Source organism: Arthrobacter sp. B6 (genome assembly GCF_001663775.1).
Classification (GTDB): Bacteria; Actinomycetota; Actinomycetes; order Actinomycetales; family Micrococcaceae; genus Arthrobacter.
This window is the reverse complement of sequence record NZ_KV467168.1, coordinates 154,734-170,020: the sequence shown is the minus strand read 5'-3', so window position 1 is coordinate 170,020 and position 15,287 is coordinate 154,734. Positions and strand designations below refer to the sequence as shown.

The 15,287-nt window shown below is 62.5% G+C and carries 15 protein-coding genes; 3 read left to right on the top strand and 12 right to left on the bottom strand.

From position 1 onward, the window contains the following. Positions 1 to 62 precede the first annotated feature (62 nt). Positions 63 to 449, bottom strand: a complete 387-nt coding sequence (locus AU175_RS00725; protein ID WP_066285126.1) for a VOC family protein — start codon at positions 447 to 449, stop codon at positions 63 to 65. Positions 450 to 1,043: 594 nt separating this feature from the next. On the opposite strand from AU175_RS00725, the gene AU175_RS00720 reads away from it, so the two are divergent. Beyond that, positions 1,044 to 2,237 carry a Fic family protein gene (locus AU175_RS00720; RefSeq protein ID WP_066285125.1) on the top strand — a complete coding sequence of 398 codons (1,194 nt, stop codon included), beginning with the start codon at positions 1,044 to 1,046 and terminating at the stop codon, positions 2,235 to 2,237. A gap of 80 nt (positions 2,238 to 2,317) precedes the next feature. Here AU175_RS00720 and AU175_RS00715 read toward each other — a convergent pair whose 3' ends face one another. The 4 genes from AU175_RS00715 to AU175_RS00700 all read right to left on the bottom strand — a co-directional run bounded on the left by AU175_RS00715 (position 2,318) and on the right by AU175_RS00700 (position 6,867). Continuing rightward, the gene (locus AU175_RS00715; protein ID WP_066285123.1) at positions 2,318 to 3,109 is read right to left on the bottom strand and encodes a PIG-L deacetylase family protein; all 792 of its coding nucleotides are present in this window, start codon (positions 3,107 to 3,109) and stop codon (positions 2,318 to 2,320) included. Between the two features lie 128 nt (positions 3,110 to 3,237). After that, positions 3,238 to 4,050 (bottom strand): MBL fold metallo-hydrolase, encoded by an 813-nt coding sequence (locus AU175_RS00710; RefSeq protein ID WP_066285122.1) that lies wholly within the window; start codon positions 4,048 to 4,050, stop codon positions 3,238 to 3,240. A gap of 66 nt (positions 4,051 to 4,116) precedes the next feature. Then, on the bottom strand, positions 4,117 to 5,748 hold the full coding sequence (locus AU175_RS00705; RefSeq protein WP_197496995.1) for a vWA domain-containing protein: 1,632 nt from the start codon (positions 5,746 to 5,748) through the stop codon (positions 4,117 to 4,119). A 456-nt stretch (positions 5,749 to 6,204) separates the two neighbouring features. Beyond that, a complete protein-coding gene (locus AU175_RS00700; RefSeq protein WP_066285118.1) occupies positions 6,205 to 6,867 on the bottom strand; it encodes a GntR family transcriptional regulator in 663 nt (220 codons plus the stop codon). Between the two features lie 379 nt (positions 6,868 to 7,246). Here AU175_RS00700 and AU175_RS22120 point away from each other — a divergent pair, with 379 nt between their 5' ends. Further along, positions 7,247 to 7,489 (top strand): hypothetical protein, encoded by a 243-nt coding sequence (locus AU175_RS22120; RefSeq protein WP_231938621.1) that lies wholly within the window; start codon positions 7,247 to 7,249, stop codon positions 7,487 to 7,489. A gap of 268 nt (positions 7,490 to 7,757) precedes the next feature. Here the strand turns inward: AU175_RS22120 and AU175_RS00685 are convergent, their stop codons facing one another. From AU175_RS00685 to AU175_RS00660, 6 genes are all read right to left on the bottom strand, one after another. Then, positions 7,758 to 8,891 (bottom strand): FAD-dependent oxidoreductase, encoded by a 1,134-nt coding sequence (locus AU175_RS00685; protein WP_066285112.1) that lies wholly within the window; start codon positions 8,889 to 8,891, stop codon positions 7,758 to 7,760. A gap of 103 nt (positions 8,892 to 8,994) precedes the next feature. Continuing rightward, on the bottom strand, positions 8,995 to 10,401 hold the full coding sequence (locus AU175_RS00680; RefSeq protein WP_197496994.1) for an NAD(P)/FAD-dependent oxidoreductase: 1,407 nt from the start codon (positions 10,399 to 10,401) through the stop codon (positions 8,995 to 8,997). A gap of 38 nt (positions 10,402 to 10,439) precedes the next feature. After that, positions 10,440 to 11,174, bottom strand: a complete 735-nt coding sequence (locus tag AU175_RS00675) for an SDR family NAD(P)-dependent oxidoreductase (RefSeq protein WP_066285108.1) — start codon at positions 11,172 to 11,174, stop codon at positions 10,440 to 10,442. A gap of 84 nt (positions 11,175 to 11,258) precedes the next feature. Continuing rightward, the gene (locus AU175_RS00670; RefSeq protein WP_082978931.1) at positions 11,259 to 12,362 is read right to left on the bottom strand and encodes an alanine racemase; all 1,104 of its coding nucleotides are present in this window, start codon (positions 12,360 to 12,362) and stop codon (positions 11,259 to 11,261) included. 138 nt (positions 12,363 to 12,500) lie between these two features. Beyond that, positions 12,501 to 12,986, bottom strand: coding sequence for a RidA family protein (locus AU175_RS00665; RefSeq protein WP_066285106.1), 486 nt, complete (start codon positions 12,984 to 12,986; stop codon positions 12,501 to 12,503). A gap of 17 nt (positions 12,987 to 13,003) precedes the next feature. Then, entirely contained in the window at positions 13,004 to 13,699 is a 696-nt protein-coding gene (locus AU175_RS00660) for a haloacid dehalogenase type II (RefSeq protein ID WP_066285104.1), read from the bottom strand. A 695-nt stretch (positions 13,700 to 14,394) separates the two neighbouring features. Here AU175_RS00660 and AU175_RS21555 point away from each other — a divergent pair. Further along, complete coding sequence (locus AU175_RS21555; protein WP_156642099.1) at positions 14,395 to 14,784, top strand: hypothetical protein; 390 nt, start codon at positions 14,395 to 14,397, stop codon at positions 14,782 to 14,784. Between the two features lie 75 nt (positions 14,785 to 14,859). Here the strand turns inward: AU175_RS21555 and AU175_RS22110 are convergent, their stop codons facing one another. Beyond that, positions 14,860 to 15,279 carry an aminotransferase class III-fold pyridoxal phosphate-dependent enzyme gene (locus AU175_RS22110; RefSeq protein ID WP_231938588.1) on the bottom strand — a complete coding sequence of 140 codons (420 nt, stop codon included), beginning with the start codon at positions 15,277 to 15,279 and terminating at the stop codon, positions 14,860 to 14,862. Positions 15,280 to 15,287 lie beyond the last annotated feature (8 nt).

Here is a 15,287-nt window from a genome sequence, read left to right as displayed (position 1 = left end):
GCCAATCGCGGTGCGCCAAGCTGACGACCAACAGCAACTCAACCGCCAGCGAACCGAGGACTTCATCCAGCGTCCGATCCGTACGGACGCGTGATCGCCTCGAGGAAATGCCCGTCAGGATCCGCGAAGTAGACGCCACGTCCGCCGTCGTTGTGGTTAATTTGCTGCGGGCGGGACCGTCCCGGGTCCGCCCAGTAGGGGATGCCCTGGGCCTGGATTCTTGCGAGGATTCCGTCGAAGTCCTCCTCGCTGACCAGGAAGGCGTAGTGCTGCGGAGAGATGGGCCGATCTGCCGTGGCGAAATCGAGGGTCACTCCTTGGTCGAGGGGCACGGTCATGAAAGACCACATGGCTTGGGGTTCAGGCAGTCCGAGCACGTTCGCCAGGAACTCCGCCGAACGGCGCTTGTCCGTTGCGTAGACGATGGTGTGGTTGAAAGTGACCGTCATGGCGACCTCCTCGGGTGTTTGTCCAGCAGTCGGGAAGCTCTCGCTGCTGATGGCAAACACTCGGTTGTGAGTACCCGTCAACGGATGCTTGCCACAACTTAACCGTAGCGCTCGGGCCTTCGACCGACCTGCAGGACCTGGCGACCCGCACCTCGGGAGAACCTTCAACTATGACGAGGTGACATCGCCAAGGCGTCAGGAAAGACCTGCGGGGCTTGGCGAAGCGTGATTTACCGAAGCTAATGTCTGGTAGACGCAGGACTTGCCGACGCAAGGACGGTCCACACAACCCTGCTCACGCTGTTGAACTCAAACTGGGCGGCTGTCAGCACTACCGACGTTTGGGCCGATGCCCTCCAAGTTCAGCAGGCGCTCAGCAAGAGTGATCTTGGCAGCTCCGCAGTAGCCGGGATCCAACGCCTCACCAGGGCATAACTCGCTACCTCGGCTCGTCCTGTACGTTGCCGCTCCTTGTGGTTTCGACCGGACCGTTCGGTACGCTGCCACAGGGACAACCAGCAACAAGGACTCCATTATTTAGGTTTTAGGCGTAAAATCTAAATAAGACTACCGCTGTTGGAGCTTTGGAGGATCATGACTGAGCCCTGGCCTGTCCACGGAAGCAGGAGCGTTCCGTGGAAGTCGTCCGGGCGGCCGCCGCGCGAGGACCGTGAATTCAGGGAGGTTACCGTCTCGCTGCCGCCGATGATCGCGGAATGCTGGTACGACCCGGGCCGCGAGACCATCGTGGCTCTCGAGGAGGCGGCCGTGGCGGTTGCCTCCCTGGACGTCACAGCAGGGACGCGGATGGCGGCCATCAGCGGCTTCCTGCTGCGCAGCGAAGCGGTGTCCTCGTCCAAGATAGAACACGTCCACGCGAACCGGGACGACTACGCTCGGGCAATGATCGGTCTTAAGGCCAGCGACAACGCCCGCTCCATGGTGGCCGCGGCCGACGCGGTCCAGGGCATGATCGACGCCGCCGGGCACGCCAGCGAGATCCGGCTGGTGGACCTGCTCGCGGCCCACCACACGCTCATGAAAGATGATCCGGTGGACGCTCCTTACGCCGGAAAACTCCGTGACGTGCAGAACTGGATTGGCGGTAGCGACTACTCGCCCCGCGGAGCAATTCATGTCCCGCCACCGCCGGAGTTGGTCCCGGACCTCATGGACGATCTGATGGTTTATTGCAACCGCAGGGACGTCCCCATCATGGCCCAGGCCGCGATCGCCCACGCCCAGTTCGAATCCATCCACCCGTTCACCGACGGCAACGGCCGCATCGGCCGGGCTCTGATAGGTGCCATCTCCCGCCGCCGCGGACTCACCCGGAACACGGTCACTCCCATCGCTTCGGCAATGGTGGCCGACGTGGACAGATACTTCAGGCTCGTCAATAATTACCGCGCCGGTGAGGCTGATGCATTCGTGCTGTACCTGGCGCGTTCCGCCCTTCACGCTGCCAATGCCGCGCGGGAAAGTGTCACCGCCCTGGATGCCCTTCCAGCCCTGTGGTTTGAGCTGGCCAGGCCGAGGAAGGGCTCGGCCGACGAAAAGATCATTCCTTGGCTGCTCGAACGCCCGGTGTTCGAGGCGAACAGCGCCGCGCACATCGCCGGCGTTGCAGAAAGCTCCGTCTACGCTGCCCTGGACAGGCTCACTACTGCCGGGGTCATCTCCAAAGTCGGCCAGTCCAAGCGTCGTCAGGCATGGGCGGCCACTGAAGTGCTGGATGAGGTGGATCGGCTCAACCAGCGTCTCGCCGACATCGAAAAAGCGGTATAGTCCTGCCGGTGTCGGGTGTGCATGGCCTGTTCGCTGCGCTGCTCGCACAGCGGCTGTCACCCCCGCCTCCGTCAATGGATTCACAGTCCCTCAAACAGGTCGGTGAGGAGTGGGCTGTTGGGCGGCCTTACCGGCCACGCCATGACAGATGATTCCCGGGACACAATTCTGGCCCATCGGCGCTCGTCCACCCCGGGGTCCACGAGGACATGCCGCTGGGATTTGTGCTCCAACAGGCCTGCGACTATCCGGTGCGCTACCTGCTTTGTGTCCACGTCAATATCGATCCGTTCATCGGGAACCGGGCGCAGGTGATACTCACGGGCAGGGTCCCAGGGTTCCATGCCCTGTTGTCGACGCGTCTGGTTCCAGCGTTCAAAGGTCGACGCCCGCAAGGCGCCGTGAACGAGCCGCTTCAAGCCAGGGCCAGGCACCTGCCGTGCCCGTGTGAAGGCCTCATCGGTGGCTCTGCCCACTGCTATGTGGTCCCGGTGTCCGGTGATCCCATCGGGTCCGAAAGTTACCACTACCTGCGGGCGCTCCTGGAGGAGGATCTCCAGGATTCTGCCGACCAGCTCGTCGAAATCAACTTCCGCCACGTGCCCGTCCGCGTAGTCCAGCCATACGTGCCGGTCCGGAATGGTGCCGTGGGCCCGCCAAGCATTGACACTTTCCCTTCGCCGCCATGTTCCCAGCTCCTGAGGCGTAGTCGGGACGCCCGCAGCGATCTGCCCCGCCCCGCCGTCGGTCGCAAGCACCAGGCAGAAGCGGAACCCAGGGTCGTTCTCGTGCAGGGCAATGGAGCCCGCACAACCGTAGGCATCATCGTCCGGATGGGCAACCACAACCGCCAGTGAATGTGGTTCGTCCATACAACAGAGGCTAAACCCTGGTGAATCGGAAATACAGACCATGAGGAATCGCCGTAGCCCCGCACGTGGGGTCCCGGAAGTGGTGACAGGGTGGGCCCTATCGAAAGAGAACGGGGAAATCGGCAGGTTCAGGTCAAATGGTCGAAGTCTCCCCGCGCCCAGGCAGCGTGCCTTTGCGCGGAATCGTGCAGAATGGCTTTGGCCCCGGACGCGATGACATTGTTGAAGTTGCCGTAGATCCGGTCGAATTTGAGGTCTCCCAGCTGTGCGGCGATTCGCAACGCCACGGCGCCGGATAGCGGCAAATGATTCGGGTAGCTGCGCATGAAGGAGATGGAGCGGCGGTCTGGATTCGGATACACGCTGTCACCGGTCAGCAGCACTCCTCTTCCGCCCGCCCCGGCCGCCCAGTGCGCCACCGCGCTGCCGGGGAAGTGGCCCCCGGTCTGGTGCAGCGTCAATCCTTCGGCGATAGTATGACTGCCGGACCAGTATTTGATGATCGGATCTTCGCGTCCCAGCCATCGCCGGTCTGCGTCCGCCACAAGTACGGGGACGCCACCGAGTCGGTGCGACCATTCGACCTGTACACCAAACATGTGTGGATGGCTGGCGGCGATCGCCAGGACAGGGCCTCGCTCCAACGCTGCGTTCGCCGCACTGTCATCGACATATCCGACCGGATCCCACAGCAGCGAACCCTCGTGGGTCACCACAAGCTGCGCTGTCTGGCCGATCCCGACTTTTGGCTCCGTCCTTATCCCGATAAGTCCCGGCTCGTTTTCCTTCAACGCTGTCTGCTGGCCATTCTGCACCAGCCCGTCCAGTGTGAGCCACTTCTGTCCGTCCTCGGGCACATACTGCCGCTCATCGGTGCAGATTGGGCAGAGCTCCGGGGTCGGTTCGTCGCGTTCGACGGCGCAGGCTGCACATATCAGCATGGTTAGTCCCTTCCAGTCGTTTGGGGCAGGGCATTAAGCCGTTGAAACCGCACCTGCCTCATGGTCCTAGAAACTGGTCACCAATTCGCCAAGCACCTCTTCGAGCCTGTTCGGATCGGTGGCGTCATAGTAGTGCGCTCCGCTGGACCTGGCGATTTCCAGCAGAGTGGGGACATCGGCGTCGGGCCCGTAAGCGAGCGTAAAGACGAGCACCGGCGTTGAGTGGTTCTGATGGCTTAACTGTTCGGAGAGCCCGCTCAGGTCTCCCGGATGGGTGGAATCGTTTTTGCCGTCACTCAAAAGCACGATGGTGTTGATGAAGGTGTCTTTATAGTCTTTGGCTTGGTCGCCCGCGAAGCGGCTCACCGCTTCAAAAAGGGGCGTCGCGTCCACCGCCTGGAGCCCGTTGAGTTGGGCGATGAGGTCTTCTTTATTGGTCTTGAACGGGGCCACCGGGCTGACGATGCCCGGCTGCAGGGGGCCATCGTTGACATGGGAGAAAGCGGCCAGTCCAACCTCATCCTCACCCGTGAAATGGTCCAGTGCCTTGAGGACGGCATCCTTAGCCCGTTGCAGCTTGGTCACTCCGGGTTCCTGCACCATGGACTCAGAGACGTCCAGCAGGAATAATGCCCTGGCCCGCTTGCGGACGTCGGGGAAGCTGTCCTGCATGGCAACAAGAGCCTCCGCCCTGGGCAGTGGCAGCGGCTGGAGCGTCTCGGCGTACCGTCCTGTCCCCGCAACGCCACTATCCAGCTTGCCCTGGATGGATCGGTACCCGGAGGCCTTGACGACGTTTTGCCCCTGTTCCGTCACTGCGAACGCGAGGAAATCCTGAGCCGCGAGTCGCTGCTGGCTCCCTACCCAATCTCCGTCGAGGATTACTGCCGGGTTGTCCGCCACATGTACACCGTCGTGGGGATAGATGGCAATGAGGGGCTCCCTGGGGGCGGGACCGGTTTGCTTCGTTATTCCGTCCTCGCTGACCACTCCCCGGTTGTAGTCCCAGACAGATTTTTCGTCCACGATCACTGCGGAGAGGAATTCCGAGACGTTCCCGGCGTCGTCAGCCTCCCTGGCATGCCACAGAAAATGCTCGGGGGTGGCCATATAGTGGCTGGTGCCCAGTTCCACGGCTTGCACTTTCTCCAGCAGGGACGGCGCGTCCAGGTCCATGTCGTCCAAACCCGACACGCTGCCGCCGGCGGCACCGTAGGAAGCGGCAAGGGCCATCAGGCCCGACGTCGAGACGAGCGGACTGGCCTTGCCAAACTTGAACTTGCCCCAGTCGGCGTGCCCGAGGCGCTCCCAGACGTCCTGGTCCTCGGCCATCCTGAACACCTCAGACCACGACGGCGGTTTGCTGTCCCAGCCGAGGGCACCGGCCATCGTCTCCGGCATGGCCACGACGACCGCACTCCGGGCGAGGCTGATTCCCTCCTGGGGGACAGGGCTTCCGCCGGCACCTTCCCCTCCGGTTCGTAACCACGCGGAGGAGTCCGGCAGCCATATGACGGGCCTGTCGCCGGCCGGAACGCCTGGGAATTGCCCAGCAACCTTGCCGGCGGCGAGGCCCGATTTTTCCTGGGTCACTTCCGGCGTCACGCATTTGCCGTCCACGCTGCGGGGTTTCGCCGTGTACTCGGCCGCCAGGGCACGGACCATCTCCGCGTTCTCCAGCGAAGTGAGGATTTTCAAGGAAATGCAGGGAGAGGCGCCGGCGGCCGGGGCCGGACTGTCCTGCGCCAAGGGTTCGCCGGCTGATGGTGTGTTGCCATTCCCCGCTGAAGTCCCTCCCTGCCCTGAACCCTCGGGGTATATCAGCGTTCGCAGTGCGAATGCGCCGCCAACAATAAGAAGTGCCACGGTGGCCGCCGCAGCGATCCAAATCCAGCGTGGATACCTGGGGTCAGTTGCTGCGCGTCGACGGCCCATGCTTGCTTCCCTTTAATCCGCCGGTTTTCCCCGGTGTGGATGCAAAATGAAACTGGCCCGCGGCAGTCAACCGCGGGTGCGCCTAGCCCCCGCCCGGATGCCCCCCGCAACTGGATACGCACTTTGAGAATAACCCCGACGGCCGCAATGCGAGAGACCGGATTTACATTCTTGATTAAATTTTTTGTTGGGTCTTTGCTGCTGCACCGGGGCGTGTAGTTACGTTTGGTTGAGATCTTCCCCGCTGAGCGCATTGTGGAATTGGCTCTCCATCTCCCGACGGAAGGCATCGATGTCACCTTCCAAAGCAAGCTCGGCCAGTCTCTCGTGCTCAACGGCGATTTCATGGAGGTCGCTGTACGTAGGATGGTCGGCCGCGAAGTAGAGCCGCAGCTTGTTCTCCCAACCGTTCCACAGAGCCTGCAAGGCGGCGTTTCCCGAGAATTGGTAGAAGAGCCTGTGGAAGCGAAGGTGAGCGTCGACGCTTGCCGGGATGTCGTTGGTGTCCGTGGCCCGGTAAAGTTCCTCGATGGTCTGCTTCAACCGAAGCCGCTCAGGACCGCGCAACGTCGGGGCCGAGAGCTCAGCAGCGTAAGGCTCGACAAGCATTCGGATTGATGCGATGTCGGCGACGTCGCGAGCACTCACCTCCACAACAAACGATCCCTTGAAGGGGATCTTCACAACCAGCCCCTCCTCTTCAAGCTTGGTCAGCGCCTCACGCAGCGGGGACCGGCTTATCCCGAGATCGGCAGCAATGTGCGTCTCGCGCAACTGTTCCCCGGGAGGCACCGTTCCGTCCAGGATCGCTGTACGCAGCACGCGGTACACACCGTCCGGCGTCGTGGTCCGCTGTTCCTGCCACTTGAACTTGTTGTCCATCGTGCCGCCCCTCTTGTCGATTGTCGATTATATCGCGTACGTGGGCGTCCTAGGGGCCCTCGCCAACAGGTCCGCCCTCCCGGGACGTTGGAGCTGGGGCAGGAGAACTCCTGAGGAGCGGATGGGTTTGTCCACCTGAGTCGCAGTGAGGTCCTCGACGGCTTTTTGCATGTGCCGCTCGATGGCCTGGAGGAGACCTTTCCTGTCGCCCGCCTCCAACAGATCCAGGATGTTCTGTGTTCCTGAACCAGCACGTCGATCCTGGGGTAGGAGACTTCCAGGTCGAGGATGCACATCCTCGATTCAGCCGCGAGTGTCTTGTATATCCTGATGAAACGGGAATTTACCCGTGCCGGCAACAAGGGCTGAGTGGAACTGCATGTCGAGCCGCGCGATGGCCGGCGTCGGAAGTGGGCATCTGCTTCGCCATTTCGCCCACAATTTTCCTGAGCACTTCGCAGGTGTCTTTGACCTGCTGCCGGCTGCCGTCCAACAGCCTGTTGGCGGCGGCGGATTCGACGGACTCGCGAACCTCGTAGATCTCTTTGAGGTCACGCGTTTTTACTTCCAAAACGAACACTCCGTAGTTACGCCTACTGACGAGGATTCCTTCCTGGCATAACCGCTGCAGTGCTTCCCGAAGAGGACCTCGGGACATGTTGAGCTGGCGCGCCAGAAGGGATTCGTTGGTCTGCGATCATCTGCGCAGTGGTTCTTCCCTCCACTGCAAAGAGTCCTTCTGATGCCGCCATTGACATCCCACTGATCTCCCGACTCGCCATGCTGCATATTTTCTAGATTGCTGTTGCGGTGTACTTGTACTAGATGAACTCCTCGATGCCGATCTTGCCGCCTGCTGGCGGAACCGCGGGGAGCTTGCCCAGGTTTGGTTAGCTCGTCTTGAACCTTTCCGGGCGTACAAATTCCAGGCCTTCGAGTGACTGGTTGCCTAACGCTTCGTATGCAGCAATATGGCCGTACCCGGTGGCATTCTTGAATCCGCCTCCCGAGAAGCCTGTGGCACAGTAGATCCTGCTTGACTCGCCGAGCCAGCCCAGCAGCGGGTTCCGATCCCTGGTGTAGAGGTCCGGGAAAGCGTCCGAGCGAACGATCGTCGGATTGAGACCGGGGATGAATTCCGAGACCGTTTCGAAGGTCTCGGCGATTTCGGCTGCTGAGAGTTCTCTGGGGAAACCGTCGGGGTCGGGTGTTACTGTGCCCCTGCCGTCGAGGGTGGCTTTGACTGTGACCCCGTCGACGGCGGGCGCCCCGTACATGGAGCGGTCCTCGTACATCCGGTTGAAAGTGGGGAACTTTTCCGGGATGAACTGGGTCGCGTCACGGGCAACGAACCACGACAGGAAGACCCTGCGTGTTTCCGTGTGTGCCCTTAGATAGTCCGGCATGAGCCGCCGGGACCAGCCCCCAGCGGAGACAATGACGTTCTCGAAGGTCCAGGAGATGTCTCCGGAGGTGACGACAACGCCGTCGTCGGTTTCAGTGATGCGGTCGATCGGGGTATTCGTGTGGACGGTTGCGCCGTTGCCCTGGGCAGCGGCGACAGCGGCAGTGACGGCGCGGTCGGTGCGTAGGACACCGGCATTCGGATCGTAGACAGCGCAGTCATCCGGACGGAGGTTGTGCTGCGGGTAGCGCTCGGCCATCTCTTCGCGGCTGAGGATCTCGTGGGTAGCCCTATTGGTTCGGGTGGTTTCCAGGAGGCTGCGGATGTAAGGTCCGTCGACGGTGCCGATGGACAGTCCACCGCAGCGGGTGAGGATGTTCTGTCCGGTTTCGGCTTCGAGTTCGGCCCAGAGATCGCGTGAGCGTTCCAGGATGGGGTAGAGGTTGGGGTTGCCGAGGTAGATCATGCGGAACAGGCGGGTGTCGCCGCCGACGGCGCTTCTGCCGTGAGCAGGTGACTGTGCCTCGAATCCGGTGACCGAGCCGGTCAGGTGCGATGCCTGCCACAACGCCATGCTTCCGATGCTGCCCAGGCCTATAACCGCCAGTTTTCCATTCATGGCCTACAGCGCCGGTTTCAGGAAAGGCGCAGCGGCAGTCCGAACTATATTTATGGTCTTCATGGTGTTCCTCCAAGGGTTCATGAGAGTTTTGGTGGACGGACTATTCGTGTAGTCCGGCGAGTCTGCTGCCGAATTTGGCCAGGAGTGAGGTCTTTGTGGAGTCCCTGCGTTCTTCCCATTGGTCGGCAATGCCGAAGAGCCGGTACATGCCGTGGACACCGAGCCAGCGGAGGGGTTCGGGTTCCCACTTCCGTGCGCGGTAGCCGACCCAGGGAAGCGTCGTCCGTTCGGTTTCCTTCTCGAAGGCCAGTTCCGCGAGGGTTCGGCCGCCGACGTAGGCTGCGGTGACGCCGTGTCCTGCATAGCCGGTGGACGATCCGATCCCGGCTGCGTGGTCCCAGTGCACGCCGCCGTTCCAGTCACGGGTGACGCCCAGGACTCCGGACCAGGCGTGCTCCACTTCGAAGGGGATGCCGGGGAAGAAGGAGCGGAGCTTTGTGGAGATCAGGTCAATGGTGGACTGGGGTGTTGACCCCGCGCCTCCTGTGCCGGAGCCGTAGCGGTAGGGCTTACCTCGGCCGCCTATGGCGATGCGGCCGTCCGCTGTTCGCTGCGAATAGATGAAGGTGTGTGCGGAGTCGTTAAGGCACTGGGGCCCGTTCCAGCCGATCTCCTCCCATGCTTCTTCGGACAGCGGCTTGGTCACGATCATCGAGGAATTGATCGGTATCAGGGTCCTGCTGCCAAGCAGCTGTCCGGAATACCCTTCGGTGCAGACGAACGTTTTGGCAGCGGTTACTTGTCCGTTGGCCAGTTTTAGGGTCTTGCCGTCGATGCGGTCCACCCGGCTGCCGTCGTAGATGCTGACCCCCATGGAGACCAGGGTGTCGGCGAGGCCGTAGACGAGTTTCGCCGGATGAATGCGGGCGCAGTGTTTGTAGAACAGCCCGCCGTGGACGGTGGAGATGCTGATCTTGCTCTGGAACTCGTCCCGGTCCAGCAGGTGGACATCGTCTTCGCTCAGCCCGTACTTCCAGTCGGCGTCACACCTGCTCACCAGCCGGCCCAGCCCCGACCTGGTGTGGGCGGCGACGAGTGCGCCGCCCTTGTTCTGATCCGCGTCAATGCCCTCGGCCTGGAGAATATCCAGGACCGAATCAACGCTGGCGACAAACTCCTGCTGCAAGGCCCGGCTCGCATCCAGCCCTCCGCCGGACGCGCGGGCGAACGTGGCACGGTTTCCCGCAGGCATCGCAGAAAGCCAACCGCCGTTCCGGCCGGATGCGCCGTAGCCAATCTGTTCTGCTTCAAAAACCGCGACCGAGAGTGAGGGCTCGAGCTTCTTTGCGAAGTACGCTGCCCACAGGCCTGTGTAGCCACCACCGATAATGGCCAGGTCTACTGAGCCGTCGCCGGTGAAGCGGGGGTACGAGGGCCTCTTGTCCGCGAGTCCGGCCATCCAGAAGCCGAGCTCTCCGTTTCGGGGTGTTGCCGCAAGGGCTGTCATGACTTGTCCTTCGTTGTGTATGGGAACCGGTGTGGTGTTCAGGCGGCGGTGTATCCGCCGTCGACGGGAAGGACCGCTCCTGTGATGTAGGAGGATTCCGACGACGCCATGAAGAGAACGGCGTTTGCGACCTCTTCGGGAGTGGCCAAACGCTGGAGCGGGATCTGGCCCTCGCGTTGGCGGCGGTAGGCCTCGGGGTCTTCCCTGCGCTGGAACGATGCTTCGATGATGGGGGTGGCTGTGAGGCCTGGTGCGACGACGTTCACGCGGATGTTCCGCTCGGCCCACTCGATGGCTGCGCCCTTCGCGAGCATTATCAGGCCGCCCTTGGCCGCGGAGTACAGGACTTCATCGGGCTTGCCGACCATGCCCAGCCTGGAACTGACGAGGACGAACGAGCCGCCCGCAGCCGGCATCAGCGGAGCGAAGTGCTTCAACACCAGAAAGGAGCTGAGCAGGTTGCTGTGCAGCACGTTCTTCGCGTCCTCGTAGGACATCTCGGTCAGCGGACCGCTGACCTGCAGGCCGTGGTTGAGGACGACGACGTCGACGGTGCCGTAGGCTTCGGCGGCCTCGTGCGCGAGCCTTTCAACGAAAGCTTCGTTGTTGAGGTCTCCCGGAACATACAGGTCCCCGGGCTGCGCGCTGTCGATCTGCTCCTTGCGGCCGGTCAGCAGCAGGCGTGCCCCTTCGCGGCGGAACTGGGAGCACACTGCCTGCCCGATTCCGCTGTTGGCGCCGGTGATCAGGGCTGTGGTCTTATCAAGTCTCATGTCAGTCACTCCATCGTGGGTAAGGTGCTTGGGTTTCGGGCTCGGGGACGGAAGTCCCGTCCGGGGGTGACCGGCCCGGTCTGGTTAGTTGAGGAAGCCGCGGGCGTCGACGGGCCAGCGTTCCAGGGTGGTGCCGGTGCTGTCGGTGACGATGTATTCCTCGAAGTTGACCACTACCGGGCAGACGTGGTTTGGCACGACCGGGAGTACGGTACCGACGCTGGGGCGGAAACCCTCGGGCAGCGGGAGGAATCCGTGGTACTCGTTGAGTTTGGAGAGGGTGGCCGTCGTGCCGGCGATTCCACCGAAGCCGCGCTCGGGGCTGCCCTCGCGGCCGAGGACCTTCGTGCCGACATCGAGGATGACCTGGTCGGAAACCCAGTCGCTGACTACGGTGCCGGCGACGAACAGGGCGATCTGGTCCTCGGTGCAGGCGCCGAGCCGGGTGTTGTTCAGATCGTTGAACACATACTCGCCTGGCCGGATCTCGGTGATCACACCGCTGGTGGAGAACTCCACGGTAGGCGTGGAGCCCGCGCTGACCACCTCCGGGGTGATGCCTACAGCGGCGAGACTGCGCACCGCGGTGGTGAGCGCTGTTTCCTGGTCCAGAGCGGCACGTTGCCGGGCGTCCGGGCCGGCGCTGCCGTGGCCGGGGTAGGTGAACACACCCGCCGGCACGAGGCCGCGGTTGCGTGCGGCGGCGGCGAGTTCGCCGGCTGCATCCGCCGGCGCACCCGAGCGGCGGGCTCCGCAGTCGACCTCGACCACGACCTCCAGCCGTCCAGCGTCCTCTCCCATCGCGTCGGCGAGGGCGTCGATGGCCGCGAGGTTGTCGACGCCGACCCGCAGCCGGGTGGTTCCGGCCAGTTTGCGGATCCGCGGCCCTTTCGTTCCGGCGGCCCAGATCGGGTAGGCGATAAAGATGTCGGCGAACCCGGCCGCGGCGAAGACCTCGGCCTCACCGACGTTACCTGCGGTGATTCCGACCGCCCCGGCCTTGACCTGGCGCCGGCCGATTTCGACGCACTTGTGCGTCTTGACGTGGGGCCTGACGTCCAGGTTCTGGTCGACGGCGAAGGCCTGCATGCGGTCGATGTTCTCCTGCATGACGTCGGTCAGCACGATCGGTGCCGGGGTGTCGATTCGCCCGAGGAGAGCCTCGAGTGCTGATTGAATGCGGTTCACGCTGTACTCCTCATGATTCTGTCTATGAACGTCGAGGGGCAGCCAGTGCTGATGTCCTCGAATGCTGAAAGTGCGGGACCCGCATCAGCGGGCCCCGCACACCGCCACCTTGGGACAGCACCGCCGTCGTGCCCGTCGCTAAACGGCCGTGCAGATCATCTGGATCTCTACAGGAGTGTTCAGCGGCAGCCCGGCCACACCGATCGCAGTGCGGGCGTGCCGTCCGTTCTCACCCAACACTTCGATGAGCAACGCGCTGGCCGCGTTAGCCACCCGCGACTGGAGGCCGAAGTCCGGCGCGCTGGCCACGAAGACCAGCATTTGCACAATCCGGACCCGGTCCAGATTGCCCACCGCCTGCACAGCGGCGGCGAGGCAATTGAGCACGCAATGACGGGCGAGGTCCCGGGCCGTCTCCAGATCGACATCCCGACCGACTACGCCCTGGCGCAGCAGCTCACCGTCCTTGTAAGGCAGCTGGCCGGAGATGTGGATGCTGGAGTCCACCGCCCGGTGTTGGACGTAGTACGCGTTATCAGCGAGGACGGGCAGCTTCATTCCGAGGGCTTGGAGCCGATGTGATGCCGAGTCGCCCTTCACGGTTTGCGGCAGTGGCTGACTCATCTTTTACTCAGTTTTCTCTAGGAGGCTGCAGGACGCGGCAGGCCGAAGAGGACGGGGAGATCGGCGATGTCGGTGATTCGCTCGTAGCCAAGCCAGTGCTCGTCGTGCTCGAAGCCGCGGTCGACATACACCTTGTTTTTGATGCCCATGATGGCCGCGGAGCGGTGGTCGTACATCGGGCTCGCGGAGACGTGCACGATCTCATCCGGTGTCACGCCCAGCTTGTCGAACATGTACTCAAACGCACCGAGCCGCGGCTTGTAGGTGCCCATTTCCTCGGCGCTGATGACAACGTCGAAGGGGGCCTTCAGGTTCGCTGAAAGGCGCGCAGCATCCGCGGTGTCGCTGTTGGTGATGATGACCAGCGGGAATTCCTCGGCCAGGCGGTTCAGTGCCTCAGTCACACCCGGGTACGGGCCCCAGGTGGGAAGAATCTCGTAGACCGCCTGGGCGTCGGCTTCACGGTACTCCAAGCCGAGCCTGCGCGAGGCGCGTTCCATGGAGTTGGCGATGATCTGGCGGAACGGCTTGTAATCGCCCATGCACTCGTCGATCCGGTAGGCCTTGGTGGCCTGCAGGTACTCATCGGCGATCTCGGGCGGCAGCCTGTCGCCCAGGACTTCACGGGTCGCGTCGGCAATGGCGAACTTGATCAGTGTTCCGTTCATGTCGAACGTCACGAACTTGGGCTTGGTTTCGAATTCGAATGCCATTTGATCCTCCAACTCTTGATTCTCGTCGATTGTCGACGAAACTTGGTGACTTGCTGTCGATTGTCGACAATACTCTGGTGCCAGGTAAGTTGTCAACGGTTCTTTGGATGTTGCAGCCGCCGAATCCCGGGACCTCGGGGTGTGCTCAGAGGTGTCCTTCCAGCCGTCCCTAGTATCAACCTCGGGATTCCGCAAGAAACCGATGTCCACGGGTGAAGGTTCGTTTAGGCCAGATTGTTGCCGATTTCTCCGATGCCCGGGCACATTTAATCCGTGTCCGGAGGATCCTGCAAGCACGATGACGTTGTCCATGGCCGGATGGGGTCCGCTCCACTCCCGGCGGGTTGCTGTGTAGGTCTCCAGGTACGTTTCGGTGCGCATGGGGTCCAGGTCAAGGCCAGGAAGATAGCGGGAAAGGGAGAATCCCGGATAGATATTCAGGATCTGCGCCAAAGTGCCAGGTGGATATCGGCTTCGTGTTTCAACGATCCGGCAAACCGCGGCAAAAGCTCTGCCGTCCATCTGCCGGCGCACTCAACGGCCCGGTCGAAATGCTGTTCCCCGGAGTCGGTGGCGACGATGGCCCCCGTGGGCGTTCCCCGCACATCGAGCACGGCGCCGTTAGGCACTAGCTTCGCGCCGCACCTTTGCGCCAGTCGCGCCGCAGCGCCGAAGAGACGGGCGTCGACTAGGAGGTGTTTGACGCTGAGCAGCTTGCTATCCGTTTTCCGCAGTTCAGGATGTACGACGGCGACGTCGCGATCCTCGACGTCCGTGGAGGTTTCATCCGCCCGGAATTAACGGTGGCGACTACCGGTGTATTCAAGCTCGATGTTCCGGAAGAGCCGGTTCCCGCCTCCGGCTGCGCCACGGGGATGGCCATACGTTTCGAATCCGGTCACATCCACGCCGCGGCGGCTGAGCTGCCACAGAACCTGTGCGCCCATCGTCCCGACGCCGATCACTGCTACTTTCAGGTGAGACTCCCCGGCGGCCAGCCTTCCCTCAGAAATTCGGGCGTTTGCAATCCTGCTCAGCAGCAACAGTATGGGGACGTCTCCAGGGAGCCACAGCTTGTTCCATAGCCACCCAATGCCTTCCGCGCAGGGACAGAGTTCTGCCCACGCGCGGAAGGCTGCTGGCTTACCGTGACCTCGACTTCAAACTCGTAGTCCCGCGCGAGGCTTGCGACACCCACAGTGGCACGCACGGAGGGAATTTACGATGCCGGTGGCGGCTTGCCCGTCGGGTGTGAGTGTGGCCCGGTCGGTGACGAGGTCGACACCGATGAAGAAGCCGCTTCCGCGGACTTCTGCGACCTGCTCCAGGCCCTGGGCGAGGTCTTTGAGTCCGGTGATGATTTTGTCGCCGACCTTGTGGGCGTTTTCCATCAGCGATTCCTCGCGGATCACGTCCAGGACGGCCTGGGCGGCGGCGATGGCTACGGAGTTTCCGCCGAAGGTGTTGACGTAGCGGATGTTCTTTCCAAACTCGACCAGCAGTTCGGGTTTGAAGATGGATGCCGCAACAGGAATGCCGTTGCCCATCGGCTTGCCGCTGGTGACGATGTCCGGAACGATTCCGTGGC